This is a genomic window from Okeania sp. SIO2B3 (assembly GCF_010672525.1).
Taxonomy (GTDB): Bacteria; Cyanobacteriota; Cyanobacteriia; order Cyanobacteriales; family Microcoleaceae; genus Okeania.
This window is the reverse complement of sequence record NZ_JAAHGH010000008.1, coordinates 130,502-156,162: the sequence shown is the minus strand read 5'-3', so window position 1 is coordinate 156,162 and position 25,661 is coordinate 130,502. Positions and strand designations below refer to the sequence as shown.

Genomic DNA, 25,661 nt, shown 5'->3' with positions numbered 1-25,661 from the left:
CTTTAATGAGAAGAAATCTAGTATATATTTCTGTATATTTACAAAACTTTATAATTCTTTATAAATAAGAGCTTGCTAGCAGTGTATATTCCAAAAAAGTAGAAAACTTAAAGAAATAAGCTCATAAATTTATACAATCTAAGTTCCTGAACCAGGAATAGATTGTAGGAATGAGCCAAAATTTTTCAGTTTTGTAACTAAAAAATACATTTTTTCAGCAAACCAGATTTTACCTAGGAGATAGTTCAAATGGTTTTTGGACCAGCATCTCAATTAGGGGTTGGCCTTTTTGAAGATACAGAACCCGTGGAACTGTTACCCGGAAGCTCATCAGAAGAAAAAGAAACTGTGATTCGAGCTGTCTATAGACAAGTTCTGGGTAATGCTTACGTCATGGATAGTGAAAGACTCTCTGTACCAGAGTCCAAACTTAAAGAAGGCGAAATTACTGTCCGTGAATTTGTACGTGAAGTTGGACGTTCTGACTTGTATCGTTCTCGGTTCTTTGAAAGTTGCCCCCGCTATCGTGCAATTGAATTAAACTTCAAGCACTTTTTAGGTCGAGCTCCCGATGGCTACGATGATATGAAGTTTCACAGCAATATCCTTGACGAAGGAAGTTTTGAAGCTGATATTGATTCCTACATTGATAGTGAGGAATATGATAGTGCTTATGGGGAAAATATAGTTCCTTATTATCGAGGCTATAAAACCCAAACCGGCAAAAAAATGGTTGGTTTTACTCATATGTTCCAACTATTACGAGGTGCTTCCAGCAGCGACTTAAAAGGAAGTTTGTCTGGAAAAAGCCCTGCTTTGAATAAATATGTGATTCAAGAAACACCTTTGGCAGTGGTTCCTCCTTCTGGTGGTTCAGATGGTTGGTCATTCCAAGATACACCTTTAGGTGCTAGAAGTAGACATGGAGTAGGAGCTAGTTCTAGTGGTAAAGTTTACCGCGTTGAAGTAACAGCTTACCGCTCAAAAGTAGTAAATCGTGTTTCCAAATTCCGCCGTAGTAACCAAGTATTTTTGGTGCCTTTCGATCAACTTTCTAAAGAGTACCAAAGGATTCATCAGCAGGGTGGTGTAATTTCCAGTATTACTCCTGTTAGCTAGGGCTTAAAATTAGAAAATTATTTACTCTTTTCCATGAATATCTTAGTTGCTAGATTCCTAATAACTAAAAGTTAAATTAACACAATTAAAGTTGTGATAATTTAGCAATATTAAGGATAAGTCAAGGGTAAAATTTTTCAAGAATTTTGCAGTGATTCATGGTTAATGGCTATGATGTTTATACTTGTTAAATTAATGGCTATTAACCATGAAAACTGCAATCATAATCAATAGAAAAAATCAAAATCTTTTAATTAGAGGAGTTAAGAATGTCACTTTGGGTAGACACAGTAGATCCAATAGAACTACGTTCTAATGCTACAGAAGATGAAATACAAGCAGTGATTCGAGCTGTTTATAAGCAAGTTCTGGGAAATATCCATGTAATGGAGAGTCAACGTCTAACTAGCGGGGAATCATCACTCCGAAATGGAGATATTTCTGTCCGCCAATTTGTTAGTATGGTTGCTAAGTCAGACCTATATTTCTCCTTGTTTTTTGAATCATCTTCTCCTTATGGATTCATAGAACTAAACTTTAAGCATTTATTAGGTCGTGCTCCCCAAGACCAAGCAGAAATTTCTGAACATATCCTTATATACAATGAACAAGGATATGAGGCAGAAATTGATTCTTATATAGACAGCGAAGAGTATGCTGAAAACTTTGGGGAAAACATTGTTCCATACCCACGGGGTAATAGCACTATAGTTGGCATGAAAAATGTCACATTCAATCGGACATTTGCTCTGGAAAGAGGATATGCTACAAGTGACAGAAACAAATCTTCCCGACTAACTTCAGATTTAGCGACTAACCTTGCTACGGAAATTGTTCCACCTTCATATTTAAGTGGACCTTATAACAACAGAATCAAACGTTTCCAAATCTTAGTTACTAAAAATGGTATTGGTCCTACTGTAAAACTGAGTAAAACAACTTATACAGTATCTTACGAGCAGCTAACTTCAAAAATCAACAGTATTCAGAGAACAGGTGGTAAAATCCTGAAAATTACTGAAGTTGGTTAACAAGCTATCAGCTATCAGCTATCAGCTAAAATCGGCAGGTTAGGCGTCCCCCACACTTATTTGAAAAAGCGCGTGGTGTTCGTTTTCTGGTGGTTTGTAGACGCGGAGCGTCTACTCTTAAGTATATCCCATAATACGCCTTGAGAGCTGACCGCTGACCGCTGACTGCTAACTGCTATTTTCAGAGGGACCTGTTTTAAACTAACAGGTTCCTGATTAAATATTATTCAAGATAGGAAGAATGGATGTTGTAGAATTTGTTGAACGCTCTATAGGATGCTGGCGATCGCAACGTAGTGGCCATAATTTAGCATTTAGTCATTTTGAGGAAGTCCGGTCCACGATAGATATTGTCTCTTTACCAAAAACGGCTCCAGAAGTTATAGAATTGTGTAAGTCTAGTGAAGTAGATATTGCTCAAGCTGTTTCTCCTTTTCAGATGAGTTGGCAAGGAGAATCTGACTGGGATGATGATGAAGTTATTGAAGGTAGTTGTGTATTAGTGCCAATACCCGAGCTGGATAATCTCAAAAAAGGAAAGTTATTACGTTCTCAAGGTTATGCAGAAACTATTGCTGCGGTGGGAGAATATCAAATTACTGAAGATGGTACTTTTATTCTACATACAGAATATGACCGTGCTGCTGCAGAAGAAAAAATTTGGTTTGGTACTCCCAATCTCAGGTTTCGAGTATCTTTGATTAAAACGAGTGATGGTAATGGTGTGTTAACTGCCTCTTTTTCATCAGAAATTCGTTCTTTGTCAACTCAGGAAAAATCATGAGTCTTGTCTATCACGGTTAATATCATATCCGGTTGAATACTTATAAATAAACGACTGAGGAGTCAGTAGTCAGGAGGGAAGAAACAAGAGTCGGAAAAGGAGAAAGTTTTTTGGTCGTGTAAGCGGAACGGAGTTCTATCACACTCTTATCCGGACATGATATAAGTGGCTAAAAACCAGAATAAGGTAGGTTAGCAAAATAGATTTAACCAAAATTCACCTAAGTTTTTAAGGTTTTCCCAAAAGTCATTTTTCATTAATTGATAATTGATAATTACCTCTGGTTAAAACCGTTACGGAATTGAATATAAGGAAATATTATTTCTTTTTTTCCCTTAAAAGGGGAGGATTTAAACCAGAATTATTTAATTATTCGGTAATTAAATTTGCCCAGATACTTAATATTTAATATCTATAATCTTATTTTGTTCAGATAAGGTACAAAATATGAAATTATATAGAACAGGTAGTCTAAAAATTTCATCATTTACCTAACCTAGCCTAGATTATACATACTTTAAAAAAATATAATTTTACTCAGTTAGCCAGAATTGGCGGTCGAATAAAAAAAGAATTATGAAGAAAAAAAGGGAAGGTAAAATATGATTATTTCCCATACAGAAAATCAGACAAAATCAAACAATATTATTACTCTAGCTAGTTGGATGGCAGGAGGCTTTAGTAATCAAAAACAAGCTTCTACAAATCGAGTTCTTTATGCTCATATTCATGTTTATTTCCGACCTTTGCCATATCAATTTTTTTCTGGCATAGGTTTTTATTCAGAGCAAGTTTATGATTATGACCTTTGGAGTCCATATCGTCAAGGAGTTCATAAACTTATAGATAAAGGCGACCATATTTATATAGAAAATTATCGCCTCAAAGACCCTATTCTCTATGCAGGTGCAGCAAGAGAGCTGGAGATTTTACATACTATTACTCCAGAAAATATAGAACGTCGTTATCATTGCTCAATGGTTTTTAAACGAGATGGAGAAAAATTTTTAGGGAGTGTTGAACCTGGAAATAAATGTTTAATTAATAAGAGAGGATGTGAGACTTATCTAGTTAGTGAAGTAGAATTAACTGAGCAAACATGGGAAAGTTTAGATAAAGGGATGGATGTTAATAAACACAAACAGGTTTGGGGGTCTAAAGCAGGAAAGTTAAAGTTTGAAAAAAAAATAAGTTTTGCTGATGAATTACCCATAAAAAATTGAAGGCAACAAATTATGAAACAGTCTTGAGGGAGGACTAATAAAAAATGTTGCCACCAGTAGCAGAAAAAAAAATGCAAAGCTGGATTAGAAGCAGACATTTAATCTGTTCAGGAAACTTTTTCTTGTTTGAGACAGTAGAATATTCTACAGTTGATAGGTTCGCAGAATGTGTTCAAACATTGGGCGGAAGTTTGATATCTGTCAAACCTATTAAGAAAATTTGGATTGGTAATCATAGAAAAGTAGTTCTTTATCAAGCAAAAGCAAGTCTCCATACACCCCACCACGATTTGAAACAATACTGGGTCAAGAACGGCGGTTTTTATACAAGGTTTGATGAACGGGGTTAGATTCAACAATTAATAATTAATAATTAATAATTAATAATTAATTATTAACAATTAACAATTACCTTTCTTTTAAAACAGATAGGATTAACTCAAAGGAAAATTTTTCTTTTCTTGGTCGATGGTCGGCCAGCGCAGGTTTCGGAGCCATCCCACCCTACTAGCGCGTCAAGCTTGAAATAGTGTTTTAGGAAAATTCTCCAAACCTTAGTCATAGCAAGAATTATACTCAAAAATTTAATACACCATTTTCAGCTTGACACGCCACTACGGGAAGCTCTGCCTTTTCTTACGGAATACTGCGCAAAAATGACGGCGACTTCCATTAGCGGAACTTTGCCCTAGCAAAACGATCGCTTTTTATCCTCTCGTTGACGATCCATAATGGGACTTAAACAAAATAGAGCCAGAAAACAGGCTCAAATATAGACGGGCAAAGGCTTTTACGTCAAAAAGGTATAAATCCTGAATAAGCACGGGTTCTAGCCATTTTTAGAGCATCGACGTAATTCCCTTGTCTAGAGTGGCTTTGACGCATTTTTTCGACCAGAAAATGTTTAAGTACCAATAAGCAATTTTTCCTTCTGCCTTCTGCTTTATGACTTCTGCCTTCTGCTTTATGAGTTATGACTTCGTTAAGGGAATACCATTCAACCCACCCTACGGGAAGCTCTGCCTTTTCCTACGGAATACTGCGCAAAAATGACGGCGACTTCCATTAGCGGAACTTTGCCCTAGCAAAACGACCGCTTTTTATCCTCTCATTGACTATCCATAAGCAATTTTTCCTTCTGCCTTCTGCTTTCTGACTTATGACTTCTGCTTTCTGACTTATGACTTCGTTAAGGGAATACCATTCAACGGTATACTAGAAAAAGTATGGTGGCCAAGGAGATTTATAATGGCAAGAAAACGTAGTGGTGCCACCTCATATTCAGAAAGCAAGGTTAAAGTCGGTGTGTCTCTGACTCCTACTAGCGCTGAGAGGCTAAAGGAGGTAGCAACTGGGCTTGGTTTATCCAGGTCTGAGTTAATTGAGCGCATTGCTAGAGGAGACCTTGCAATTTTGAGAGAGGCGGCACAGATCCAAGGAAATCTGGATAATCAATCGGAGACAGTAAATAATGCTCTGAAGACAAATGAAGTATCTGATGAAAAATTGGATATAGTGACAGTTCCAGAACCATTAGTTGAGTCTGTAGAAACACAAAATCAGTTATCGGAAAGTTATCAAGCTTTACAACAAGAGTTGGCATCTCAGATGGCACAGGTTAAACATTTGGAAGACCAAATGACTACTATGGTGTCAAGAGAAAGTTATGAAACTTTGCACAAACAATTAGAAGAAGACAAAAAAGCAATCTTAGAGTCTCAAGCACAACTAGCTCAACTCAAGCAACTAGAAGAGCAAGTAGCTTTGATGGTATCTCAGGAAAGTTATCAAAGTATCCAGCAAGAATCTCAAGCACAACTAGCTCAACTAAAACAACTAGAAGAGCAAATAGCTTTGATGGTATCTAGGGAAGTATATGATTCTTTGCAAGACCAATCACAGGAGCAAATAGATCGTCTTGGGAAACTAGAATCTCAGATAGCCTCCATGGTATCTCAGGAAGTTTATGGGAATCTTCAGCAAGAGTCACAAGAGCAAATTGCTCAATTAAAAGAGCAAATAGCTTTGATGGTATCTAGGGAAGTATATGATTCTTTGCAAGACCAATCACAGGAGCAAATAGATCGTCTTGGGCAACTAGAATCTCAGATAGCCTCCATGGTGTCAAAGGAAGTTTATGATACTATCCAGCAAGAGTCACAAGAGCAGCAAACTCAACTTCAAAAACTAGAATCTCAAATAGCTTCAATGGTCTTGCTGGAAAGTTATGAAACCCTGCAAAATCAGTCACAAGAACAGCAAAATAAGTTGCAACATCTAGAAGCACAAATTACCACAATGGTTTCTAGAGAAGCTTATGAGACTTTGCAAAATCAGTCACAAGAACAGCAAAATAAGTTGCAAAGTTTTGAAGAACAGACTGATTTAATGGTGTCAAAAGAAAATTATGAAGCTTTGCAGCACCAGTTAAAGGAGCAACTCAATAAGTTGCAATATCTTGAATCTATAGTTGGTTCAATGGTATCACAGGAAACTTATGAAGCCTTAGAAAAACAGTCAGAATTGCAAAAAGAAATAATTGCAGATTACCAAAATAAACTGACTAAATTGCAACAAGAATTTCACGATCAAGTAGAGACAATACAGGCTTCAAGAAAGCAAATTTATGAGTTACAAACTACATCTATGATGGCAGAAAATCACATCCTTAATAGATGGCAAAATCGTACTTTTTCTAGATAATATCAAAGAAATATTATTCTTTTGATCGACTCCAAAATTTGAAATTTTAAGTTGGGAAAATTAAGAATAAATCAGGGAGAAGAAGGTAATTATTTATTTCCCAAGCGACAAATACTCTCCGCCAATTATTAATTGTAATTGATGAATGTAGAGATTAAATCTTTAATATTCTACAAGAAAGAGCGGAGAGAACCTAAGTCGCATCCATAATGGTTTATAAATATCTGGTGCAAAAGGAGAAATATTTTAGTTATCTAGGCGATTAGTTATACCATTTCTCAAAAATTTTTCTACATTTTATTGAGCAGGAGACCCATCCCCAACCCCTCCCAGGAGCTATCCCTGATAAGGAACTCCTGAAACCCTTGTAGGAGGGTGGGGAAGAGGGGGAAGAGGGGGAAGAGGGGGGAGTAAGAATTTTGTCTACAGTCCTCACACTTGCGTGTATTTTTCAATACAATTTTCTCCCGAAAAAGCCGCTTCCAGACTAACCCATAACTTGTCTGTTTTGTCAAGTTTTATGTTAAGAAAGATGTTTATAAAGCATAGTCCCAGGAGGGGGAGTAGGTAGGGACGTTGCATGCAACGTCCGTACAGGGATAAAGGGATAATTCATTAATGGATAATGGATAATTGATAATTGATAATTACCTCGGGTTTTAACCGTTACGGAATTGAATATCAGGAGATATTATTTCTTCTCTTGGTTGATTGGATATGGCGAGGGGACCTCGCCATCCCTCAACCGCTTTTTTCCCCTTAAAAGGGGAGGCTTCAAGGCGCGAATTATTTAATTATTAATTATTAATTATTAATTATTCATTCGGTAAAAATAATAATAATTAATGCACTCCTAGAGTACTAATTATCAAAAAGCTGATAAGGCTAGTGTTAATTAATTAATAATTGAAGTGCTATCTAAGTTAAGCATTAATGCATTTGTAATTGGTATTATCTAGGAGAGAAGTAAAAATTTTGCTTTGTCTGAGTTTTAAGCTTTTGATATGTCTGCGTCCTTTGCTTCGACTTATATAAAATAGTGAAATATTTAAAATGAAAAAAAGGTATCAAACTATATATCTAATATTAGATAAAGTTTGCTCAACTAATTATCTAGATGCCTAAATCATCTATGGACAGAAATATTGACTTTCGTTTTTGAATATTATTTTAGTAAAGTTATTTTTTTTAAAGTAGCAAATATACAAAAATTATTTTGAATTGCTTTTTGATCTACAAAACCATTGGAAAGTACTAAAATATAACTAATTAATTTATGTTAACTTAGAATCAATGATTACATAAAAATATGCAACCCAAAATAATTATAAAAAATCTAATCAAAATTTATGGCAAAAAACATCTTGCTGCTCTTAAATTGTTTCGAGAAGGTAAAACAAGAGATTATATACTGCAATCTACAGGTAATGTATTAGGATTGGCCGATATATCTCTTGAGATTAATCAAGGGGAAATATTTGTGCTAATGGGGTTATCCGGTTCAGGAAAATCTACCCTGGCTCGATGTATTAATCGTTTGATTCATCCCACTAGCGGACATATTTATATTGATGATGAAGATGTTGCTCATGCTGATGAGACACGAATGCGAGACATACGACTCAATAAAGTCTCAATGGTGTTTCAACGCTTTGGGTTGTTTCCTCATAAAACAGTCGCGGAAAATGTAGAGTATGGACTAAAGGTGCGGGGAGCTGAACGAATTAATCGCCGCCAGAAAGCACTAGAAACATTAGAGGTTGTGGGTTTAGCTAAATGGGCAGATTATAAACCAACCTCTTTGAGTGGGGGAATGCAGCAACGAGTGGGTTTGGCCCGTGCTTTAGCTACTGATGCAGAAATTTTATTAATGGACGAAGCTTTTAGTGCCCTTGACCCATTGACTAGAGGAGAGATGCAGGATGAGTTATTGCGACTCCAGAAAGAATTACACAAAACTATTGTGTTTATTAGTCACGATATTCAAGAGGCTTTGAAACTGGGCGATCGAATTGCTGTAATGAAAGCAGGGGCAATTGTTCAGTTGGGGACACCAGAAGAATTACTCACTCAACCAAAAAATGATTATATTACTGCTTTTATCCAAGAGGTAAATCCTGCCCAATTTATTACAGTGGGTTCTATTATTAATAAAACTGTTTCTCTGAGTATTGGCCAAGATTCTGTTGGTTCTGGGCTGAAAAAAATGTTAGACCATAATCTCCAAGTTATGTATGTGGTCGATAGACAGAATAAACCTGTTGGTTTGGTCAAAAAAGAACATTTAGAAACGAGTCTCAAGCAGGAAAAGGAAGATATTATGGCAATTATAGAAACTGATTTTCCTATAATCGATGCTTCTGTTCATCTAGAAAATATTTTTCACCTTTACAAACAAGGATTTCCTGTAGCGGTAGTTGATGAAGAAAAAGAGTTTAAAGGTATGGTAGAAGCTTCTGATGTAGTTACAAGTTTGAGGAGAAAAATTACTCTAGAAAAATCAACTACTCCTTAACAAATTTCTTGAAAGCTCTTCAAGAAAAAGAAAGGGTAGTCTTGCATCCGTAATGTTGAAGAACAAAATTTGGTATTTATCCAAATATTTCTTCTCCCAGATATTCAACAGTTTTTTGAGAGTAAGTCGTGAAAAAATTATAGCTCTCCCTAACTTTTACTATTACTATGTACAACCACAAAAGAGTATTAAAGAATATTGTAGGGGCGAATGGCCATTCGCCCTGATGCATTGTATGATGATCGATGCAATTATATTACTCCGAAGCCAACGGATTTGATATGATGCCAAAATACTATCCAAAGTAAATTGAGAAATTAGGCAAAAACACTATATCTAGTAAATAAAAACTATAACGTTTTATATATGTAGCGTTGAGAACTCAAAAAATCATCTGTTTTCAGAACTGATGCCAAAATACTATCCAAAGTAAATGGAGAAATTAGGCAAAAACACTATATCTAGTAAATAAAAACTATAACGTTTTATATATGTAGCGTTGAGAACTCAAAAAATCATCTGTTTTCAGAACTGATGCCAAAATACTATCCAAAGTAATATGGAGAAATTAGGGAAAAACACTATATCTAGTAAATAAAAACTATAACGTCTTATATATGTAGCGTTGAGAACTCAAAAAATCATCTGTTTTCAGAACTGATGCCAAAATACGATCCAAAGTAAATGGAGAAATTAGGGAAAAACACTATATCTAGTAAATAAAAACTATAACGTCTTATATATGTAGCGTTGAGAACTCAAAAAATCATCTGTTTTCAGAACTGATGCCAAAATACGATCCAAAGTAAATGGAGAAATTAGGGAAAAACACTATATCTAGTAAATAAAAACTATAACGTCTTATATATGTAGCGTTGAAAACTCAAAAAATCATCTGTTTTCAGAACTGATGCCAAAATACGATCCAAAGTAAATGGAGAAATTAGGCAAAAACACTATATCTAGTAAATAAAAACTATAACGTCTTATATATGTACTGTAATGTCTTTTTTCTCGTCAAACATTATCTAGATAGATGAGAGTCCTCACCCTCGCAAGAACCCTGCCTATTTTTTTATTGTTAACTAACCAAAAATTTTATGGCATATTCTCGAACAATAGGAGATAAATTAAATAAAATTTCATTTGTTTCAGTTTTTTGGAGTAAATAGCGTCTTGCCAAGGATCTTAATCCATTAATTAAATCTATTGATGATAATGATAAACTTTGTTTTAAATATTCTCTTGATACAGGTTCATTATGTTTGCTTATTTCTCGAATAATCTCTTGTTCAATAGGTGATAATCTAGAGAATCTTTCGGCGACTTTTAACCTTATTTCTTCTATCAAAAGTAAACCTTCCTCAGTTAAAAAATTAGATACATTACCTCGAAACATATCTTTGATTACACCAACAATAGATTCTAAATAAACCGGATTACCCTCATATAAATTAATCAGCTTTGACCATGATTCTTCATTTTGCAAGCCATACTTTTTGAGGTTAATATTTTCTATTCCTGATAATTCTAAACATTTAATAGGATATAATTCTTCGTCTAAGCACAGCATTTCTTGGCATTTTTCTTGACTAATTAAAATTAAGCTGCTTTGATGTTCAATTTCTACTAGCTTTTGGAAAAAATGTTTATAGTTTTGATATTGCTGTTGGTACTGTCCGGCAAATTCTCCTCTAATAAATAATTCTTGTACATCATCAAGGATAATTAAGCATCTTTTCTGCTGTAAGAGATTAAAAAATTCAGTTAACTGATTTTCAGTTTTAATAGTAATACTTTGATAGACCTTAATATTTGTTAAAATCTCAGCGATCGCTTGATATAAAAATGGAGAAATTTTGATACTTTTCCAGAGAATTATATCAAATAGGTGTTGATTTAGATAGATAAAATGTCTGACTAGGGTACTTTTTCCTATTCCACTTATTCCTAATACTGAGATGAGACGAATATTTTGATTAGTTAACCAATTAGATAGAGTTTGAATTTCTGTTTCGCGACTATAAAAATTGATGATTTTAGGAGCTAGGGTTAAATCTTGATAGGTTGTATTTTCGGTCTTTTTTTCTTCGTGATCTACTGGTTCAGCTTCAGTTAATTGACGATTATTTGAACACCAAGTAATCTCAGTGTTTATTAACCCAACAAACTGAGGAGAACTTATAACTCTTTCTATTGTCCAACAAAAATTATATTTATTAACATTTTCTCCCTCTAATTGTGCAGATAAAATTTTATATAATTTGCGACTCACATCTCCAATATAGTTTGAATTTTTATACCCAGATTCCTCCGCAATTTTACTGTAAGTCTTACCTTCCCACAATCCTTTAACGACAGATTTTTCTAAGTCATCCAGATGTTTTCCAGTTTGTTTCTCCACTAATCTATCTACTAATTGTAAAACTTCTGTAATAATCATATAATTTAGATAAACTAATAGTCTTAATTATTATAACTTTAGGGTAAGGCAATAAAATCAGAGTTTTTCAGGTTTTGAATTAATATTTTGTTACCAAAAATTCCATAAAATCAGTTTTTTTCAGTTGGCATTCTTGAGAAAAGGTGACTTATCCTCTAACAGAGATGCAACTTTAAGAAGCAGAAAAAATATGGATTCACCAAAAAAGTGGGTCTAAAGTCTTGCCCTTCTAGGGCGACTTTTTATAGATGAAAATAGTAACAAGTATGCTATCATATTATTAGTTTAGATCGGAATTATGAAAGCTAGATTTAGGTATCGTATTTATCCCACAACGGGACAAAAACACCAATTAGCCAAGCTATTTGGTTGTGTCCGTGTGGTTTGGAATGATAGTCTAACTTGCTGCCGAGAAAAGTATAAATCAGGAGAAAAGAAACCCATTAATTCTGAGCTACAAAAGCTTTTTATTACATCTGCTAAAAAAACTGAAAATAGAGAGTGGTTATCAGAGGTTTCTGCTATACCATTGCAGCAATCTTTGAATGATTTAAACCAGGCTTATCAAAACTTTTTTAAATCAACTAAAGGCCAGAGAAAAGGTAGACCTATTAAACCTCCTATATTCAAAAGTAAAAAATCAAAGCAAACTGCTAGGTTTACACTCGTGAGGGTTTAAAATTGGTCAACATAAAGTTTATTTAGCTAAGATTGGAAAGCTGAAAATAGTATCGCCTGTGAGAGTTACCTGCTCCTCCATCATCAGTAACAGTAATTAAAGATTCAGCCCATAGATACTTCTTGAGTTTTGTAGTAGAAATACAACCAGAAATTTTACCTAAAACTGATAATTCAGTAGGTATAGATTTAGGTATTAAAACCTTTGCTACACTTAGTGACGGTACAAAGGTTGATGCTCCTAAACCACTTAAGAAACGAATTAAGAAGTTAAGAAAGTTAAGTAAGTCATTATCTCATAAAACTAAAGGCTCTAAAAGGTATGAAAAAGCAAGGGTTAGAGTAGCTAAATTCCATGCCAAGCTGAAAGATACGCTTGACAGATTTTCTACATAAATTATCTACTGAAATAATTCGTGAAAACCAAACAATTGTTTTAGAAGATTTAAACGTTTCTGGTATGGTGAAAAACCGTAAATTATCCAAGGCAATTTCAGATTTAGGATGGAGACAATTCAGAACATTCCTAGATGGAATTGCTGAAAAATATGGTCGTGATTTTAGAGTAATTAGTCGTTGGGAGCCTACTTCTCAAATTTGCTCAAATTGTGGCTTTAAAGGTGGAAAATTAGACCTTCAGGTGCGAGAATGGGAGTGTCTAAACTGTGGCAGCAAACACGATAGAGACGAAAACGCAGCGATAAACATATTAGTCGCCGGAGGGCATTCGGAGACGAAAAACGGACGTGGAGGCAAGCGTAAGACTAGCGTCAAGATAGCAGCAGTCTGTGAAACGTCAACCCACTGAAGAACTACGGTTCAGTAGGAATCTCCGCGCCTTCAGGCCGGAGAGGATGTCAAGAGGCTTAGTTCAAAGTTTAGCAACAGACCTTCTGGGCGACCAGAAAATGTCAGATGAGGATTTTGAGAAAATCTACAATATCATTGAAGAAAAAGTTGATAATGAACCACCTCCTCGTTTTGCTTTTATTGGTGAAACAGGAGTAGGAAAATCCTCTACCCTCAATGCACTTTTTAATGCAGGTTTTGATGTTAGCCATACTGAAGCTTGTACTCAGGAGGCGAGAGGAGTGGAAATCTCGTTGAGTGAAGTTGAAGGTGTTAATGGAGCTTTAGTAGCTTATGATATGCCGGGATTAGGTGAGAGTCAATTAAAACAAAGAGAGCATATTGCACTTTACGAAAAAGTCTTAAAAGATGTCGATGTTGCTTTGTGGATTTTAGACGCACAAAATCGGGCGATCGCTTCTGTGCAGCAATATTTAGAAAGAGAATTGAGGGAAATTCATCTTTGGGGTCGAATTGCAGTGCCTGGTTTTCAGATCTTCACGCTCAAAAAGTTAGTATTTTAGGCGCATAGTTGGGCAGAAAAATCACTCTTACAATTCTTACTCCTAACCTCCTCGCTCATTCCCTTTTCTCCTGTCTCCTGTCTTCCCCTCCTGGGAGGGGTTAGGGGTGGGTTGTCTCCTACCCTCACCCATAAGACTTTTTCAGCAAACCCTATGTAGAGGTCAAGTTTTTGATTTTTATTCACACCAAGAATTATGAGTGAATGGATAGCATTTCTCTTTCCTAAATGCCCTAGTTGTGGTAAACAATGGGGTAAAAATTATCATAGAGGTTGTACTTTTAACGGTCAATTATTAGTTGAACCCTATAAAAGACAAGTTAAATGTGAATCTTGCAGGGATAACTGGCATATTCTTGATAGTAAATTCTACTGTTCTTGTGGGTATCAATTTTATGCCTCAGAAGTAGAAGATGCTCTCTCAACTACTCAATTATTAAGACAACGCTTACTACAAAAAATAAACGAAATGGATAGTTTTGAAAGAACTATTGCCTCTAAATCTCAAAATTCATTTCAGCAATGGGTTCATAATATTAGTTATGATATTGCAAAAGCCTTGAGTACAACAGTATCAAAAGCTCAAGAAGTAATTAAAAACTTTTTTGATAAGTGGTCATTTTAGCTAGTATCTCCACATAAAAATTCTGATGAAACAAATAGTAAATATTTAGGGTTTGCTGAAAAAGTCTTATGGGTGAGGGTAGGAGACAGGAGACAACCCCACCCTCGCCCCTCCCCCTCCCAACCCACCCCTAACCCCTCCCAGGAGGGGAGGGGAAGACAGGAGAAATGGGAATGAGCGAAGAGGTAGGAGTTAAGAATTGTCTCTCAATTTTTCTGCCATAATCATCCTAAGATACTAGCTTTTTGAGCTTTTTCTACCGAAAACAGGCGCACTTTTTTCAACTCTAAAACGCTAAAACCAATATCAGTAAATACTTTTAGAATTAATCAGCAAACCCTATTTATACTTGCCTAGAAAATATTTTTACTTTGACAAACAAGAATTTCCCCTAGCAGTGGTTAAGCACAAAAAAAAAGAATTTCAAGTTATGGTAGAAGCAGTTGATGTACTTACAAGTTTGGGGCAACCAAATCAAAATTTGGATTAAACCAAACATTACTAGGAGCATAGTCAATTGTGTTGATTTTGAATTATTTGCCTCACTACTTCATAGCTGAAACTCAAGGAGACTTAGAAAAAGTATTAAATCCTTTCCAGTTTTACACTTTACCCCTAGACGAATGGGTTAACAATACTGTTAATTTTATAGTTGATAACTTTCGTCCCCTCTTTCAAACTATCAGCTTACCCATAAAAAATACTCTGGAAATAGTTAAATCTGGTTTTATTGCTATTCCCCCCTTGATTTTTCTCATAATTATTGCCCTTCTAGTCTGGCAACTAGCAGGAAGAAAAATAGCCATTTACAGCATTATCGCTCTTTGTATAATTGGTTTTTGTGGTGCTTGGGAAGCAGCAATGGTTTCCCTGGCCCTGGTTCTAACAGCCGTAATATTTTGTATGCTGGTAGGTATTCCTTTAGGTATTATTAGTGCCATTAGCGATCGCTTCAACAAAATATTACGTCCCCTCCTAGATGCGATGCAAACTCTTCCCAGTTTCGTCTACCTAGTACCTGTAGTAATGTTATTTGGGATTGGAGAAGTTTCCGGCATTATTGCCACATTTGTTTTTGCAGTCCCCCCTCTAATTCGTCTGACAAATCTGGGCATTAGGCAAGTATCTCCAGAAGCAGTAGAAGCAGCTTTAGCTTTTGGCTCAACTCCCCAACAAGTTTTATTAGAAGTACAAATTCCTTTAGCTTTGCCTACTATTTTGGCTGGCACAAATCAAGCAATTTTGTTGGCCTTATCAATGTCAGTTGTCACCTCAATGATTGGGGTAGAGGGATTAGGACAAATGGTATTGCAAGGTCTCGGTCGTTTAAATGTCGGACTAGCTGCTGTAGGTGGTTTGGGTATTGTTTTAATTGCGGTGATGCTCGACCGTATCACTCAAGCTATTAGTCAGGGAAATGTTCTTTCTTGGCAAGAGCGAGGTTTAATTGGATGGTGCCGGTCTCGTGGCTTTTCCAAAAAAAAAGGCACAACTCTAGGGATAAGTATTTTGGTTGCTTTGCTGGTTGGTGTTACTAGCTGGCAATTAATGTCCCAAACTACTATAAACTCAAAAAATGAAGCATTGCCAGGGAATGGAGTAATTGTCCGTTCTACTTCTGGTCTGGAAACATCCGGTATATTTGTGACAGAGATTGTGAATATTGGGCTGGAGAAATTAGGCTATCAGGTGAAAAGACCAAAACAATTGAATGTTCCGGCAATGCACATTGCTGTTAGTAATAATGATGTGGACTTTACTGGTGTCCATTGGCAAGTTGCCCACAAAGAATTTTTTGACAAGAATGGTGGGGAAGATAAGTTAGAACGGGTTGGAACACTTATTTCTGATTGTCAAGCGGGGTATCAGATAGATAAACAAACGGCTGAGAAATATAATATTACTGATTTATCACAACTCAAAGATCCAAAAATTGCTAAACTTTTTGATTCAGATGGTGATGGTAAGGCAAATTTAATAGGTTGTACTGCTGGTTGGATATGTGAAAGAGTAATAAATCATCATCTACAGGTTTACGGACTTGAAGATACTGTTGAGCAGATTGAAGGAGATTATTCTTCTTTAATGGTAGATACTTTGACCCGTTATCGGCAAGGTAAACCTATTCTTTATTTTACTTGGACTCCTCATTGGTTAGCTTCAATTTTAAAAGTTGAGGAGGATGTGGAATGGTTGGGTGTTCCTTTTACATCCTTATTAGAAAGTCAGGGAGACTTGACTGAAAAAGATACTTCAGTGAATGGAAAAAATCTTGGTGTTCCAGTCGATAGAGTCGGGATATTAGCAAATAAGAATTTTTTGCAGGATAATCCAGTTGCGAAAAGTTTATTTGAACAGATCCAAATTCCGCTTCAGGATGTCAACCTCCAACAAGAAAAAGTTAAAAATGGGGAGAATAAACCTGTAGATATTCGCCGTCATGCTGAAGAATGGGTTGTCAATCATCAAGAATTATTTAATAGTTGGTTATCAGTAGCTTTGAAATAAGTAAGGTTAAGGTTATAACACGATGATCGATATTAATTGGATATACTGGATTATTTCAGAATATTAACTTAAATTTCTTGCAACATTCTTGTCAACAATCCGGGATACTGGGAATCCCTATCCCTTGAGTGCAAGTCCGAAAAGCAGCTGGTGTGGCTTGAGTTGCCCTTACGCTACACATAACTTGTTCGACCTCCGAATGAGCCTTACTTTACTTGGTGCGTATTGTCCTAACCGTTTCGAGTTGTGGTCATACACACTGATATTTTTGGACTTGGCTGTCTGGGTATAACCACCTACCCAGCCAATCACTGTTTCACCAGACTTGGTAGCCATGACTCGATCGCCACAGCGCACATCAAATGGGGTAATGGTTCCACCCTTACGCTTGCGTTTTCCTCCCTTGTCAGCCTTGTCAAAATGCAATGCTCTACGAAAGTATTCAGGTCTAGCGATCGTCCTGAATGGTGCAGAGGTAATGGTGACAGACCCAATCCATGTATGCAAGTCGTAGCCAATCTTGGGTACCAGTCCAAACCTAATGAACTCTGTAGCAGCTAGGGCTATCCCATCTACTGCATGAGACTCTGGTGTTTGAGCCTTCTTGTCTTTGATTTTTGTCAGTTCCAAATGCTTGCGGATTTGACTTGTACCATTACCATTTTTCTGCCAGCCTAAGACGGTCTTAACTGTTGCAATAGACTGCAATTGCTTTATCGCCCATTTCTGCCCGACCATCACAGGAGAGAACCCTTTGCCAGAACGCGCTCCCCTCCTACCGCTAGTTAAATCTACATCGGCTTTGATGACCTCATAAACGATGCTGCCTACTGGATAGATTTTGGATAGCTCACTCACTATCCTGAGATCCATCTCCCTTGCAGCTCGAATTGATGGAGCTATCTTGCCATCACGCCTACGGTTATCAAACCGCTTCTGGCGGTGGGCACGTTGCTCGAAAGGGATTTTCCGATTAATCCGTTGGCCACGCCTCACTCGACGATGAAGGGCACGACCACGAGCATTTTTGATAACTTTTCCGTTCTTGATCGTGGCTGCACCTATCCGTTCTTTTACCCGCTGAAACGGCAGAACCAGGTGAGCTAAATAAAGGGTGGCTTTGGCCGACTGTACGGCAATATTTGTGTAGGACTTGCCTGGGTCTACCCCTATTGTTACCTTCTGAACCTTGCGACCTGATGGCTCAACGACTAAGCGGACGTAGTAAATGCCAGCATCATTCCAGTGTCCTGTGGCTTTGCCATCTCTTACCCAACGACGTGCCCGTGATGCTTTGGTGGACATCGCTGGCGTACCGTCTGGGTTTTGTACAGGAACTCTAGTCATTTTGGAGATAATCCTAAATTAGTTGTATGTCCCTATGACCCCCTAATACGTTGTGTCTCGCAGCTACGCGATGCCTCTACCCAAAGAAGCCCACAGGTAATCCAGACTAGGGAAATATCTGGAGGTGTGCGTATTAGGCTTGGTCTAACCACCTCTTCGTTGGGTATTGGGTTACCCAAGCTCCGTCGCTTTAGCGCGGAGAAGGTGACTCATTGCTTCTAATTGTTTGCGAGTAATACAACGACGTTCGGAACAATAGGCCATCAAATTAACACCATTCATCATTCGCACTGTACTAACTCTGACTCGAAAATCATCTGTCAGAAACCAACAACGTTCTTGTCCTTGATTTCTTTCATATTCTGTATCAATTGTCAAGACTCCATCTTTAGCAAAATGATATCTACCCACTACAGGAATACCTTCAACATAACCACGATTACGCAAAAATTTTCCAGTTAAGCCTGTTTCCGAATCAGGAATATCTACTAAAATAGCAGCATAATTTGGATTAGGTTCATCATTATCTAAATTATCTTGCCAGTTAAAACTTGCACCACCTGTTGCTAAAGCTGGATTGACATTTTGTTGTTCACAAACTTCCAAAATTTTCGGGTCATCTTTTGTTAAAACTTTGACGATAAAATTAGATTTTCCTGACTCATCTTGAACAGAATCAAAATGATGGACAGTACGTTGAGAAAACCATATTCCCTCACTTTTGAGAAAAAAATCCATCATTGTCATTGGTGGTGTAAATTTCATTTTTTTTACCTCTAAAGTTTTGTTAAAATCTAAGATATTTTTAGCTAAATTGGCAGCAAATTGAATAAGTCAGATGCCCATTCAATTTGCATACCATCCCAGCAGAAGCTTTCGCCCTGGTTAAAAAACCTGTATTATGATATTGCAATAACCCCGGAAATTTTCCACAATGCGCACTGCCTACCAATATAAATTAAGGTCCAAAAAAGAACAAATAGCCACAATAGAAATGTGGTTGGAATTGTTGCGTCGGCAGTACAACTATCGGTTAAGCGAGCGGTTCTCGTGGTGGTCAGAAAACCGTTGTCCAATTAACGCTTGCCTCTTAGTGATGCCTATTCCTCAACTCAGAGATCATCCAGATTATTACTCTCAAAAACGAGATTTGGTCAATACCAAAGATAAGTTTCCTGAGTATAAGCTAATTCATTCTCAGGTTTTGCAAGACTGCGTAAAACGGGTACAACTGGCCTTTGATAGATGGTTTAAAGCAGACAAAAATGGACATAAATTAGGGAAACCAAGGTTTAATGGAATTGGACGTTACCTTAATAATTAATAATTAATAATTAATAATTAAATAATTCGCGCCTTGAAGCCTCCCCTTTTAATAGGAAAAAAGCGGTATCCGGATGGCTAGGAAACCTGCGCTGTCCTCCAATTGACCAAGAGAAAATAAAGTTTAATATTTCAATTCACGTATGCTTTCCTGCGGAATGCTGCGCAAACAGGCAGAGGTACTGATAACTGATAACTGAAATGACTTTATCCCTAGAAGAAAAATCAGTTCCAGCTTTAACAAGTAAAGTTGAACCTACATTAAAAAACACTCTGGGAATTGATATGGGGCTGAATAAATTCTTAGTAACAAGTGAAGGAGAGTCTATCCCCATCCCTCAATACTATCGCTAATCTCAGAAACGATTAAATACTCTACAAAAACGTTGATCTCGAAATAAAAAAGGTAGTAAAAGATGGTTAAAAGCTCTTCTAGTTGTTGCTAAACAACATAAAAAGGTAGCCGATCGACGTAAAGATTTCCACTTTAAAACAGCAAATGAGTTGTTATCAAAAACTGAAGTTATCGCCCATGTAGACGCGGAGCAGCGTGCCGGAGGCAAACTTAAATATAAAAGGGCAAGCATTGACTCGTTTGAGTAAGTCAATTAATGATGCGTTTGGGGAGACAATTTCTAACTATTTTAACTGTCAAAGCCGGAAATGCTGGAGGTGAAAACCATAGCAGTGAACCCCAGAAATACTAGCCAAGATTGCTCAAATTGTGGAAAAAAAGTACCTAAAGAATTAAACATACGAACCTCACGGGGTGACAAGCGCCTCAAAAGCATTGTGGGGTAAGAGTTTAAAAGATATAATCCCTTTAAAAAATTAAATGTTTTTCTCATAATAATTATTCTCATAAAGGGTTCGCGATCGCGAAACNAGTAAATCTCGGAAGGCAGGTGCTATGTTAGCGCAGCTCCTCTGTCAAGAGGAAACAGAAAACCCCTAACAGTGATGCTCGGGAATCCCGCGCTGTCTCGTGAGAGCAGCGTCGGGAGGATGTCAATAAAGGAAGCAGAAGTCATAGTTTCAAACTTTTTATCTATTTTGAAACTTTTCACAAATCAATTAAATTATTAAATATCATAAATTAGACAAAATCAGGTTATTAGACATCTGGTAAAAATCCAAAATAAAATCAATTCTCACACATAAATTATCAATTATTTCTCCCTACTGCCTACTTCCTACTGCCTACTCCCTCTTTTGAAAGAGATGTCTATTAAAGATATTTTATAGGATGTAAAATTCAACCCTCACCTCATCTCCCCTCAACCCTGTCTCCCCCTCTACATAAAAGGATGCTCTATAACCGAATTTAGGACTATATTCTTAATCTGCGTATCTGGCCATGAAAAAAATTTGATAGTAACTAATTATCTCAACTTGGTATCATAAATTATGATTTAGACGACAAACACCGATTCAAAAAAACTCGAAAATGACAAAAGAAACTATCCAAACAGTGGTCAATTCTTATTTTACAAATATGGCAGCGATGAATGCCGAAGCATGGGCAGAAAACTTTGCTGAAGACGGTGTTATCTATGACCCTGTAGGTAAACCACCCAGTAATGTACAGTCAGATTATCAGAAATTCTTTGGGCTATTATCAATGATTTTTGCCAAACTAGAATTGACACCAAATAATATATTTATTGTAGATAATGGGGCTGCAGTTAAATGGACGATGCAGGGAGTGGGAAAAAATGGTAATCAGGGAGTTGCAGAAGGAATTAGTATATTTGAAATTAATGAAAATGGTAAAATTAAACAAGTATCTTCTTATTGGGATGATGCTGCAATGATGGCTCAAATCAAAGGTGATTCAACAATTAATAATTAACAATTACCTCTCCTGGAAAACGGATAGGATTGACGCACTACCGAAAATTTTTTCTTTTGTCTTGGTCGATTTGAGGCCAGCGAGGAGACCTAGCCATCCCTCGACCACTTTTCTCCTTTAAAGGAGAGGCTTTAAACCTTAATTATTCGGTAAGAAGGTATTAGGTTTTAGGTGGTTATTTTAAGAATCTGTGTTTAGCTGGCGCACAACGAAGGTTACCAGTGACTGTTGGCTTGAATTTGGTATTATCTATAACAATATTATGGCGATCAAGAACGCGATCGCGAAAAACGTCAGCAGCTTTCTTGATACTCTAGCCAGCATTGCCGTGAATGATCGAGTTTACATTGATGAGTCGGGAATAGACCAGCCAGACGATGATGGATATGGTGGGTGTGAATTAGGTGAACACTTTCATGCTCTCAAGTCCGGTCAACGTCGAGGGCGAGTCAATATGCTGGCAGGTTTATGAGTTCCTCCGAGACGCAATGGAAGCTGTTCAATGAGAAGCTGTGCTGCAACCTTAGTGACTACTGCTATAGTAGGATTCAATAACGTTTTGAGCGATTATTAGCCAGTAAATGTATATTATTCTTATGTTTACTACTCCCCCACTCCCCTAATCCCCCACTCCCCCGCTCAAGAAAACCTCGATCAAAAATGAGGAACTGATTTTCTCAGTTCCCCATCTGTTATTTCTATTTGAATCTATAATTTGCAAAGTATTCCCAAAAAGTTGAGTAAATCAATTATTTCTAAATTCCTAATTCTAGTTTGAATCCTTCTTCTCGTTTATCCCCTTCTAGGGTATTTTCGAGAGGGTTTTCTGATTTAGGCCGATCTGAGTTTACAGGAATTGAGACTCCTGGTATCACTTCTACGTTTTGTTGTTGACGACGCAGTTCATAAGGTTTAATTCCATTTGTAGGAGAGTTACTAGATTTTGGATCATCAGTATATGTGCTGTAATTATCTTTATTAATGGATCTGCCTTCTACCGTTTTCAGAGAGTCTCCAGAAAGAGTTGTTTCCCCAATTTGAGGATTATTTGATTGTGCTCTAGTAGTAGGAGTATAAGATAGCAAGATTGCACCAATACCTAAGATAGTAATGATTGTCTTCATTATCAATTTTCTTTTATTGTTGTGTAGGGTTTATATTCTTTATTGTACTATCTAATTCTTGAAAATACTAGGAAAATTTTTTCTAAATGTAGAAATAATATTTCAGTATAACTACTAAACTTATTTTAATTTTAATGTAAAAAATAATCTACGCACAAATGCTTATAGTTATTGATCAAGACTATTTTATCGTCAAAAAGTTATATTTTTTTAGATAAATTAGTCACTTATTACTTTCTTTAAGAAAAACATTAAATTAAACTTAAAATATTTAACAAAAACAACTGTTGAAGTTACAACTTTACTTTGTACGATACCTAATTAGTATTTCAGGAATGGGAGATAATAATTATAGTAAAGAATTTAATTTTAAATCCAGATGAAAAATTATTTGTCAAGTTACTTCTGAACTTTACTGATAAATTTATCAAACATAAATGTTAAAAAAATAGTAGGTATTAGAGAAGTATTTTTAACAATTCTTTATGGCAAAAAGTAGGAAAAGGTGTAAAGTAGTAACGAGAGTGATTAATCTATAAAATTACTAGATAAATTGATATTAATTATACCAAAAATTTTCAGATTATTCGCTAGTAATATTTATGATATCAAATTCGCTTAATTTGGTATCAAAAAATGTTCCATCTGAGCGCCATTGCCAAATCTTTCTTGATCTCCCCATCTTTCCATCTCCCTATCACCCCATCACCCCATCACCCCACCCTCTTTATCTAATTACACCAATGCTACCGGATTTGATATGACTCCTCATCCTCCTCTCTCTACCCAACAGAAAGGAAATAAAAACTTAAAAATCGCTTAACAGTCTAATCTTTCTGAGAACAAAAGTTAACACCGTTTCTTGCGAAGTAATTATATCAGCTCGACTTTCCATTCCTGGTTGGATTGGATATTGACGATCGCTCCTAACTAGGTAAGGTTTTTCAGGTTCTATAGTCACTTCATAATAAGCTTCACGAAATGCTTCTGAGGTGATAGCATCTGGAGAAATTGAATTGACAGTTCCTTTGAGAATACCATAGTCCGGAAAAGGATATGCTGAAATCCTCATTTGCACAGGTTGACCGACTTTTACCCTAGCAATATCTGCTGCTGTTACTTTGCCTTTAAATACTAAAGGTGCATTACTAGGAACAATCTGAGCGATCGCTGCTCCTGATTCTACAGTTTGCCCAGGATTACGCAAAGATAGCTGAAAGATAGTACCATCTACAGGGACTCGAATTACACTATTATCAAGTTTAATATCTACTTTTTCTAGTTCTCTGGTACCTGCAGTCAAATCTTTAATTAATTTTGTCCGCTTCACAATGAGGTCTCGTCGATCCTTAGCAAATTGTTGAGCAACTGTAGGTAAAGATCGAGATAAATCTAAAATGGCTGACTCAACAACTCTATTATCTATTTTATTGTTTGCTGTTGTACTTGATTTAGATTTCTGAAAAGTCTGAGGTTTTGCGGTACCTAAAATTTGAACTTCTAGAGCAGAAATTTGTTGATTTATCTGTTCTAATTCTACCTCACACTGTTTGATTTTTTCCTGTAGTTGATTTTTTTGGCGATTAAGTGCAGATTCATCTATGCGGGCGATCGCCTCTCCCATTTCAACAGCTTGATTTTCATTTACTTCTATACTTTCAACTTTACCTTCTGTAAGCGTCTGAACAATTCTTACGTCTCCTGTTGGTCGAGCAATTGCTTCAGTTCTTACAGTAGGATTGTATTTTACTACACTCATTAGAGCAATAGCTACACCAAATGTTCCTACTAAAAACATTCCTCCTATTTTGCTCCAAGGGTTTAGAGGAGGGAGAAATTCATCACTTTCTAGAGGTTGTAGTTCTACATAATCAGAATTATTTAACATAATTGATATTCACTTACTAAATTGAAAAAGGTGGTAGGTTTTAGATGAAAAAGCTGACCGCATCGCCTAATATCTAATAGGCAAGGGAAGTCTAGCAACGATAATTATTTTTAAGCTAAATTGACAGATGAGCTACTTTTGTTAACGACCTTAATAATATTCCTGTTAACAACTTGACTTTCTGGTTAAAGTTCAATATTCTGTAGCAATTTTATCTATAGCAAGGAACGAGTTGGTGTTTGACTTATGTTGATGATGAACCGTAAGACAGAGAAATACTTTCCCACTGTTGTCTTTTCCCTGCTATAGTTACAGCGGTTTCCTTTGCTATGAGTTACAGTCCAATCTTTTTAGCTTTTGACTTCTGACTTCTGCCTTAAAACAAGGTGTACCTCATTACACCGAGAAGTGCTGTAAATGTCTATTAGTATTCCTGGGTATAGTTGGATAAAAAATCCCTTAAAAAAAGGGAAATAGGTTGCAAGAGTTTCAGATTGTTTATTTTACTGGGAATTTCTGACAAATTATTTAGAGAATTGCTATATCAGGTTAGGGTAATAAGTAATATAGAGTTTTACATACGAATCCTCTACAATAAATGTAGATAGTATTGTTTTTTGAATTTGGTATGACAAATTATTGATAACTGCCATATATAATTTATTCTCTAATAATTTTTGCAGATTTGTTTCAACTTCATCCGGATAGAATGAAAACTTGAAGAAATTATGATTAAAGTCAACACTTAACAATAACCCGATCGTCGAAGTATACAAAACTCCGGACACTGCAGATTATTTTGGAATTATCAAGTACAATTCCTTCATAAATTCAATAACTCAGCAAAAATTACTACTATTTCATTAAAATTATTAACCATGAGGAAGTTAATTATGCAAGAACTTCAAAAAAAGCAACTTTTTACAGAACTGAATTATGAAGAATCTACCCAAATAAATGGTGGTTACAATGAAAATTATCAATATCGCCGTAATTTTTTAGGTTTTCAACTTTGTCCTCGCAGTTATTATGGTGATAACCGCTACTCTTCTGACTACCAACGTTATAATTCTAATTACTATAAAGGGAATATAAAAGGCTACTACTAAAGTATTTTTTTGTGTCT

Annotated in this window: 25 protein-coding genes; 20 read left to right on the top strand and 5 right to left on the bottom strand. The window is 36.1% G+C overall.

Annotated features, from left to right (window positions below; all coding sequences use genetic code 11):
• Nucleotides 1-249 precede the first annotated feature (249 nt).
• The 7 genes from F6K15_RS09980 (at nucleotide 250) to F6K15_RS09950 (ending at nucleotide 9,375) form a co-directional block, all read left to right on the top strand.
• Nucleotides 250-1,119 (top strand): phycobilisome linker polypeptide, encoded by an 870-nt coding sequence (locus tag F6K15_RS09980; protein WP_293060353.1) that lies wholly within the window; start codon nucleotides 250-252, stop codon nucleotides 1,117-1,119.
• A gap of 269 nt (nucleotides 1,120-1,388) precedes the next feature.
• Complete coding sequence (locus F6K15_RS09975) at nucleotides 1,389-2,150, top strand: phycobilisome rod-core linker polypeptide (protein ID WP_293060352.1); 762 nt, start codon at nucleotides 1,389-1,391, stop codon at nucleotides 2,148-2,150.
• A gap of 241 nt (nucleotides 2,151-2,391) precedes the next feature.
• A complete protein-coding gene (locus F6K15_RS09970; RefSeq protein WP_293060351.1) occupies nucleotides 2,392-2,934 on the top strand; it encodes a phycobiliprotein lyase in 543 nt (180 codons plus the stop codon).
• A 602-nt stretch (nucleotides 2,935-3,536) separates the two neighbouring features.
• Nucleotides 3,537-4,157 (top strand): chromophore lyase CpcT/CpeT, encoded by a 621-nt coding sequence (locus F6K15_RS09965; protein WP_293060350.1) that lies wholly within the window; start codon nucleotides 3,537-3,539, stop codon nucleotides 4,155-4,157.
• A gap of 44 nt (nucleotides 4,158-4,201) precedes the next feature.
• Nucleotides 4,202-4,507, top strand: coding sequence for a CpeR family transcriptional regulator (locus tag F6K15_RS09960; RefSeq protein WP_293060349.1), 306 nt, complete (start codon nucleotides 4,202-4,204; stop codon nucleotides 4,505-4,507).
• Between the two features lie 898 nt (nucleotides 4,508-5,405).
• Complete coding sequence (locus tag F6K15_RS09955; protein ID WP_293060348.1) at nucleotides 5,406-6,860, top strand: hypothetical protein; 1,455 nt, start codon at nucleotides 5,406-5,408, stop codon at nucleotides 6,858-6,860.
• 1,309 nt (nucleotides 6,861-8,169) lie between these two features.
• On the top strand, nucleotides 8,170-9,375 hold the full coding sequence (locus F6K15_RS09950) for a glycine betaine/L-proline ABC transporter ATP-binding protein (RefSeq protein ID WP_293060347.1): 1,206 nt from the start codon (nucleotides 8,170-8,172) through the stop codon (nucleotides 9,373-9,375).
• 1,081 nt (nucleotides 9,376-10,456) lie between these two features.
• On the opposite strand, the gene F6K15_RS09945 is transcribed toward F6K15_RS09950, so the two are convergent.
• Complete coding sequence (locus F6K15_RS09945) at nucleotides 10,457-11,818, bottom strand: NB-ARC domain-containing protein (protein ID WP_293060346.1); 1,362 nt, start codon at nucleotides 11,816-11,818, stop codon at nucleotides 10,457-10,459.
• Between the two features lie 298 nt (nucleotides 11,819-12,116).
• Here F6K15_RS09945 and F6K15_RS38230 point away from each other — a divergent pair, with 298 nt between their 5' ends.
• The 7 genes from F6K15_RS38230 (at nucleotide 12,117) to proX (ending at nucleotide 17,001) form a co-directional block, all read left to right on the top strand.
• Nucleotides 12,117-12,497: a helix-turn-helix domain-containing protein gene (locus tag F6K15_RS38230; protein ID WP_363267640.1), complete on the top strand. Its 381-nt coding sequence runs from the start codon at nucleotides 12,117-12,119 to the stop codon at nucleotides 12,495-12,497.
• 122 nt (nucleotides 12,498-12,619) lie between these two features.
• Complete coding sequence (locus F6K15_RS38225; protein ID WP_363267638.1) at nucleotides 12,620-12,892, top strand: transposase; 273 nt, start codon at nucleotides 12,620-12,622, stop codon at nucleotides 12,890-12,892.
• Nucleotides 12,873-13,304, top strand: a complete 432-nt coding sequence (locus F6K15_RS38220; RefSeq protein ID WP_363267636.1) for an RNA-guided endonuclease TnpB family protein — start codon at nucleotides 12,873-12,875, stop codon at nucleotides 13,302-13,304. Before F6K15_RS38225 ends, F6K15_RS38220 begins: the two co-directional genes overlap by 20 nt.
• A 46-nt stretch (nucleotides 13,305-13,350) precedes the next feature.
• Nucleotides 13,351-13,869, top strand: coding sequence for a GTPase family protein (locus tag F6K15_RS09935; protein WP_293060344.1), 519 nt, complete (start codon nucleotides 13,351-13,353; stop codon nucleotides 13,867-13,869).
• Nucleotides 13,870-14,064: 195 nt separating this feature from the next.
• On the top strand, nucleotides 14,065-14,493 hold the full coding sequence (locus F6K15_RS09930) for a hypothetical protein (protein ID WP_293060343.1): 429 nt from the start codon (nucleotides 14,065-14,067) through the stop codon (nucleotides 14,491-14,493).
• A 349-nt stretch (nucleotides 14,494-14,842) separates the two neighbouring features.
• Nucleotides 14,843-14,983, top strand: coding sequence for a hypothetical protein (locus F6K15_RS09925; protein ID WP_293060342.1), 141 nt, complete (start codon nucleotides 14,843-14,845; stop codon nucleotides 14,981-14,983).
• A 29-nt stretch (nucleotides 14,984-15,012) separates the two neighbouring features.
• On the top strand, nucleotides 15,013-17,001 hold the full coding sequence (gene proX, locus F6K15_RS09920) for a glycine betaine/L-proline ABC transporter substrate-binding protein ProX (RefSeq protein ID WP_293060341.1): 1,989 nt from the start codon (nucleotides 15,013-15,015) through the stop codon (nucleotides 16,999-17,001).
• Between the two features lie 168 nt (nucleotides 17,002-17,169).
• Here the strand turns inward: proX and F6K15_RS09915 are convergent, their stop codons facing one another.
• Together F6K15_RS09915 and F6K15_RS09910 are read right to left on the bottom strand one after the other, a co-directional pair.
• Complete coding sequence (locus F6K15_RS09915) at nucleotides 17,170-18,348, bottom strand: RRXRR domain-containing protein (protein WP_293060340.1); 1,179 nt, start codon at nucleotides 18,346-18,348, stop codon at nucleotides 17,170-17,172.
• Between the two features lie 171 nt (nucleotides 18,349-18,519).
• On the bottom strand, nucleotides 18,520-19,113 hold the full coding sequence (locus F6K15_RS09910) for a phycobiliprotein lyase (RefSeq protein WP_293060339.1): 594 nt from the start codon (nucleotides 19,111-19,113) through the stop codon (nucleotides 18,520-18,522).
• A 169-nt stretch (nucleotides 19,114-19,282) separates the two neighbouring features.
• Here F6K15_RS09910 and F6K15_RS09905 point away from each other — a divergent pair, with 169 nt between their 5' ends.
• From F6K15_RS09905 to F6K15_RS09890, 5 genes are all read left to right on the top strand, one after another.
• Nucleotides 19,283-19,672: a helix-turn-helix domain-containing protein gene (locus F6K15_RS09905; protein ID WP_363267632.1), complete on the top strand. Its 390-nt coding sequence runs from the start codon at nucleotides 19,283-19,285 to the stop codon at nucleotides 19,670-19,672.
• A 200-nt stretch (nucleotides 19,673-19,872) separates the two neighbouring features.
• Entirely contained in the window at nucleotides 19,873-20,025 is a 153-nt protein-coding gene (locus tag F6K15_RS09900) for a hypothetical protein (protein ID WP_293060338.1), read from the top strand.
• Nucleotides 20,026-20,334: 309 nt separating this feature from the next.
• On the top strand, nucleotides 20,335-20,472 hold the full coding sequence (locus F6K15_RS38215) for a zinc ribbon domain-containing protein (RefSeq protein ID WP_363267630.1): 138 nt from the start codon (nucleotides 20,335-20,337) through the stop codon (nucleotides 20,470-20,472).
• Nucleotides 20,473-21,118: 646 nt separating this feature from the next.
• Nucleotides 21,119-21,523, top strand: a complete 405-nt coding sequence (locus F6K15_RS09895) for a nuclear transport factor 2 family protein (protein WP_293060337.1) — start codon at nucleotides 21,119-21,121, stop codon at nucleotides 21,521-21,523.
• 262 nt (nucleotides 21,524-21,785) lie between these two features.
• Nucleotides 21,786-21,995 carry a hypothetical protein gene (locus F6K15_RS09890; RefSeq protein ID WP_293060335.1) on the top strand — a complete coding sequence of 70 codons (210 nt, stop codon included), beginning with the start codon at nucleotides 21,786-21,788 and terminating at the stop codon, nucleotides 21,993-21,995.
• Nucleotides 21,996-22,278: 283 nt separating this feature from the next.
• Here F6K15_RS09890 and F6K15_RS09885 read toward each other — a convergent pair whose 3' ends face one another.
• Nucleotides 22,279-22,647 carry a hypothetical protein gene (locus F6K15_RS09885; protein ID WP_293060334.1) on the bottom strand — a complete coding sequence of 123 codons (369 nt, stop codon included), beginning with the start codon at nucleotides 22,645-22,647 and terminating at the stop codon, nucleotides 22,279-22,281.
• A gap of 808 nt (nucleotides 22,648-23,455) precedes the next feature.
• Nucleotides 23,456-24,535 carry an HlyD family efflux transporter periplasmic adaptor subunit gene (locus F6K15_RS09880; RefSeq protein ID WP_293060333.1) on the bottom strand — a complete coding sequence of 360 codons (1,080 nt, stop codon included), beginning with the start codon at nucleotides 24,533-24,535 and terminating at the stop codon, nucleotides 23,456-23,458.
• An 893-nt stretch (nucleotides 24,536-25,428) separates the two neighbouring features.
• On the opposite strand from F6K15_RS09880, the gene F6K15_RS09875 reads away from it, so the two are divergent.
• Nucleotides 25,429-25,644, top strand: a complete 216-nt coding sequence (locus F6K15_RS09875) for a hypothetical protein (RefSeq protein WP_293060332.1) — start codon at nucleotides 25,429-25,431, stop codon at nucleotides 25,642-25,644.
• Nucleotides 25,645-25,661: the final 17 nt, after the last annotated feature.

Coding starts and splice junctions, on each gene's coding strand:
- F6K15_RS09980 (WP_293060353.1), top strand. CDS start 250: ATGGTTTTTGGACCAGCATCTCAATTAGGGGTTGGCCTTTTTGAAGAT.
- F6K15_RS09975 (WP_293060352.1), top strand. CDS start 1,389: ATGTCACTTTGGGTAGACACAGTAGATCCAATAGAACTACGTTCTAAT.
- F6K15_RS09970 (WP_293060351.1), top strand. CDS start 2,392: ATGGATGTTGTAGAATTTGTTGAACGCTCTATAGGATGCTGGCGATCG.
- F6K15_RS09965 (WP_293060350.1), top strand. CDS start 3,537: ATGATTATTTCCCATACAGAAAATCAGACAAAATCAAACAATATTATT.
- F6K15_RS09960 (WP_293060349.1), top strand. CDS start 4,202: ATGTTGCCACCAGTAGCAGAAAAAAAAATGCAAAGCTGGATTAGAAGC.
- F6K15_RS09955 (WP_293060348.1), top strand. CDS start 5,406: ATGGCAAGAAAACGTAGTGGTGCCACCTCATATTCAGAAAGCAAGGTT.
- F6K15_RS09950 (WP_293060347.1), top strand. CDS start 8,170: ATGCAACCCAAAATAATTATAAAAAATCTAATCAAAATTTATGGCAAA.
- F6K15_RS09945 (WP_293060346.1), bottom strand. CDS start 11,818: ATGATTATTACAGAAGTTTTACAATTAGTAGATAGATTAGTGGAGAAA.
- F6K15_RS38230 (WP_363267640.1), top strand. CDS start 12,117: ATGAAAGCTAGATTTAGGTATCGTATTTATCCCACAACGGGACAAAAA.
- F6K15_RS09935 (WP_293060344.1), top strand. CDS start 13,351: ATGTCAAGAGGCTTAGTTCAAAGTTTAGCAACAGACCTTCTGGGCGAC.
- F6K15_RS09930 (WP_293060343.1), top strand. CDS start 14,065: ATGAGTGAATGGATAGCATTTCTCTTTCCTAAATGCCCTAGTTGTGGT.
- F6K15_RS09915 (WP_293060340.1), bottom strand. CDS start 18,348: ATGACTAGAGTTCCTGTACAAAACCCAGACGGTACGCCAGCGATGTCC.
- F6K15_RS09910 (WP_293060339.1), bottom strand. CDS start 19,113: ATGAAATTTACACCACCAATGACAATGATGGATTTTTTTCTCAAAAGT.
- F6K15_RS09905 (WP_363267632.1), top strand. CDS start 19,283: ATGCGCACTGCCTACCAATATAAATTAAGGTCCAAAAAAGAACAAATA.
- F6K15_RS09900 (WP_293060338.1), top strand. CDS start 19,873: ATGACTTTATCCCTAGAAGAAAAATCAGTTCCAGCTTTAACAAGTAAA.
- F6K15_RS38215 (WP_363267630.1), top strand. CDS start 20,335: ATGCTGGAGGTGAAAACCATAGCAGTGAACCCCAGAAATACTAGCCAA.
- F6K15_RS09895 (WP_293060337.1), top strand. CDS start 21,119: ATGACAAAAGAAACTATCCAAACAGTGGTCAATTCTTATTTTACAAAT.
- F6K15_RS09890 (WP_293060335.1), top strand. CDS start 21,786: ATGGCGATCAAGAACGCGATCGCGAAAAACGTCAGCAGCTTTCTTGAT.
- F6K15_RS09885 (WP_293060334.1), bottom strand. CDS start 22,647: ATGAAGACAATCATTACTATCTTAGGTATTGGTGCAATCTTGCTATCT.
- F6K15_RS09880 (WP_293060333.1), bottom strand. CDS start 24,535: ATGTTAAATAATTCTGATTATGTAGAACTACAACCTCTAGAAAGTGAT.
- F6K15_RS09875 (WP_293060332.1), top strand. CDS start 25,429: ATGCAAGAACTTCAAAAAAAGCAACTTTTTACAGAACTGAATTATGAA.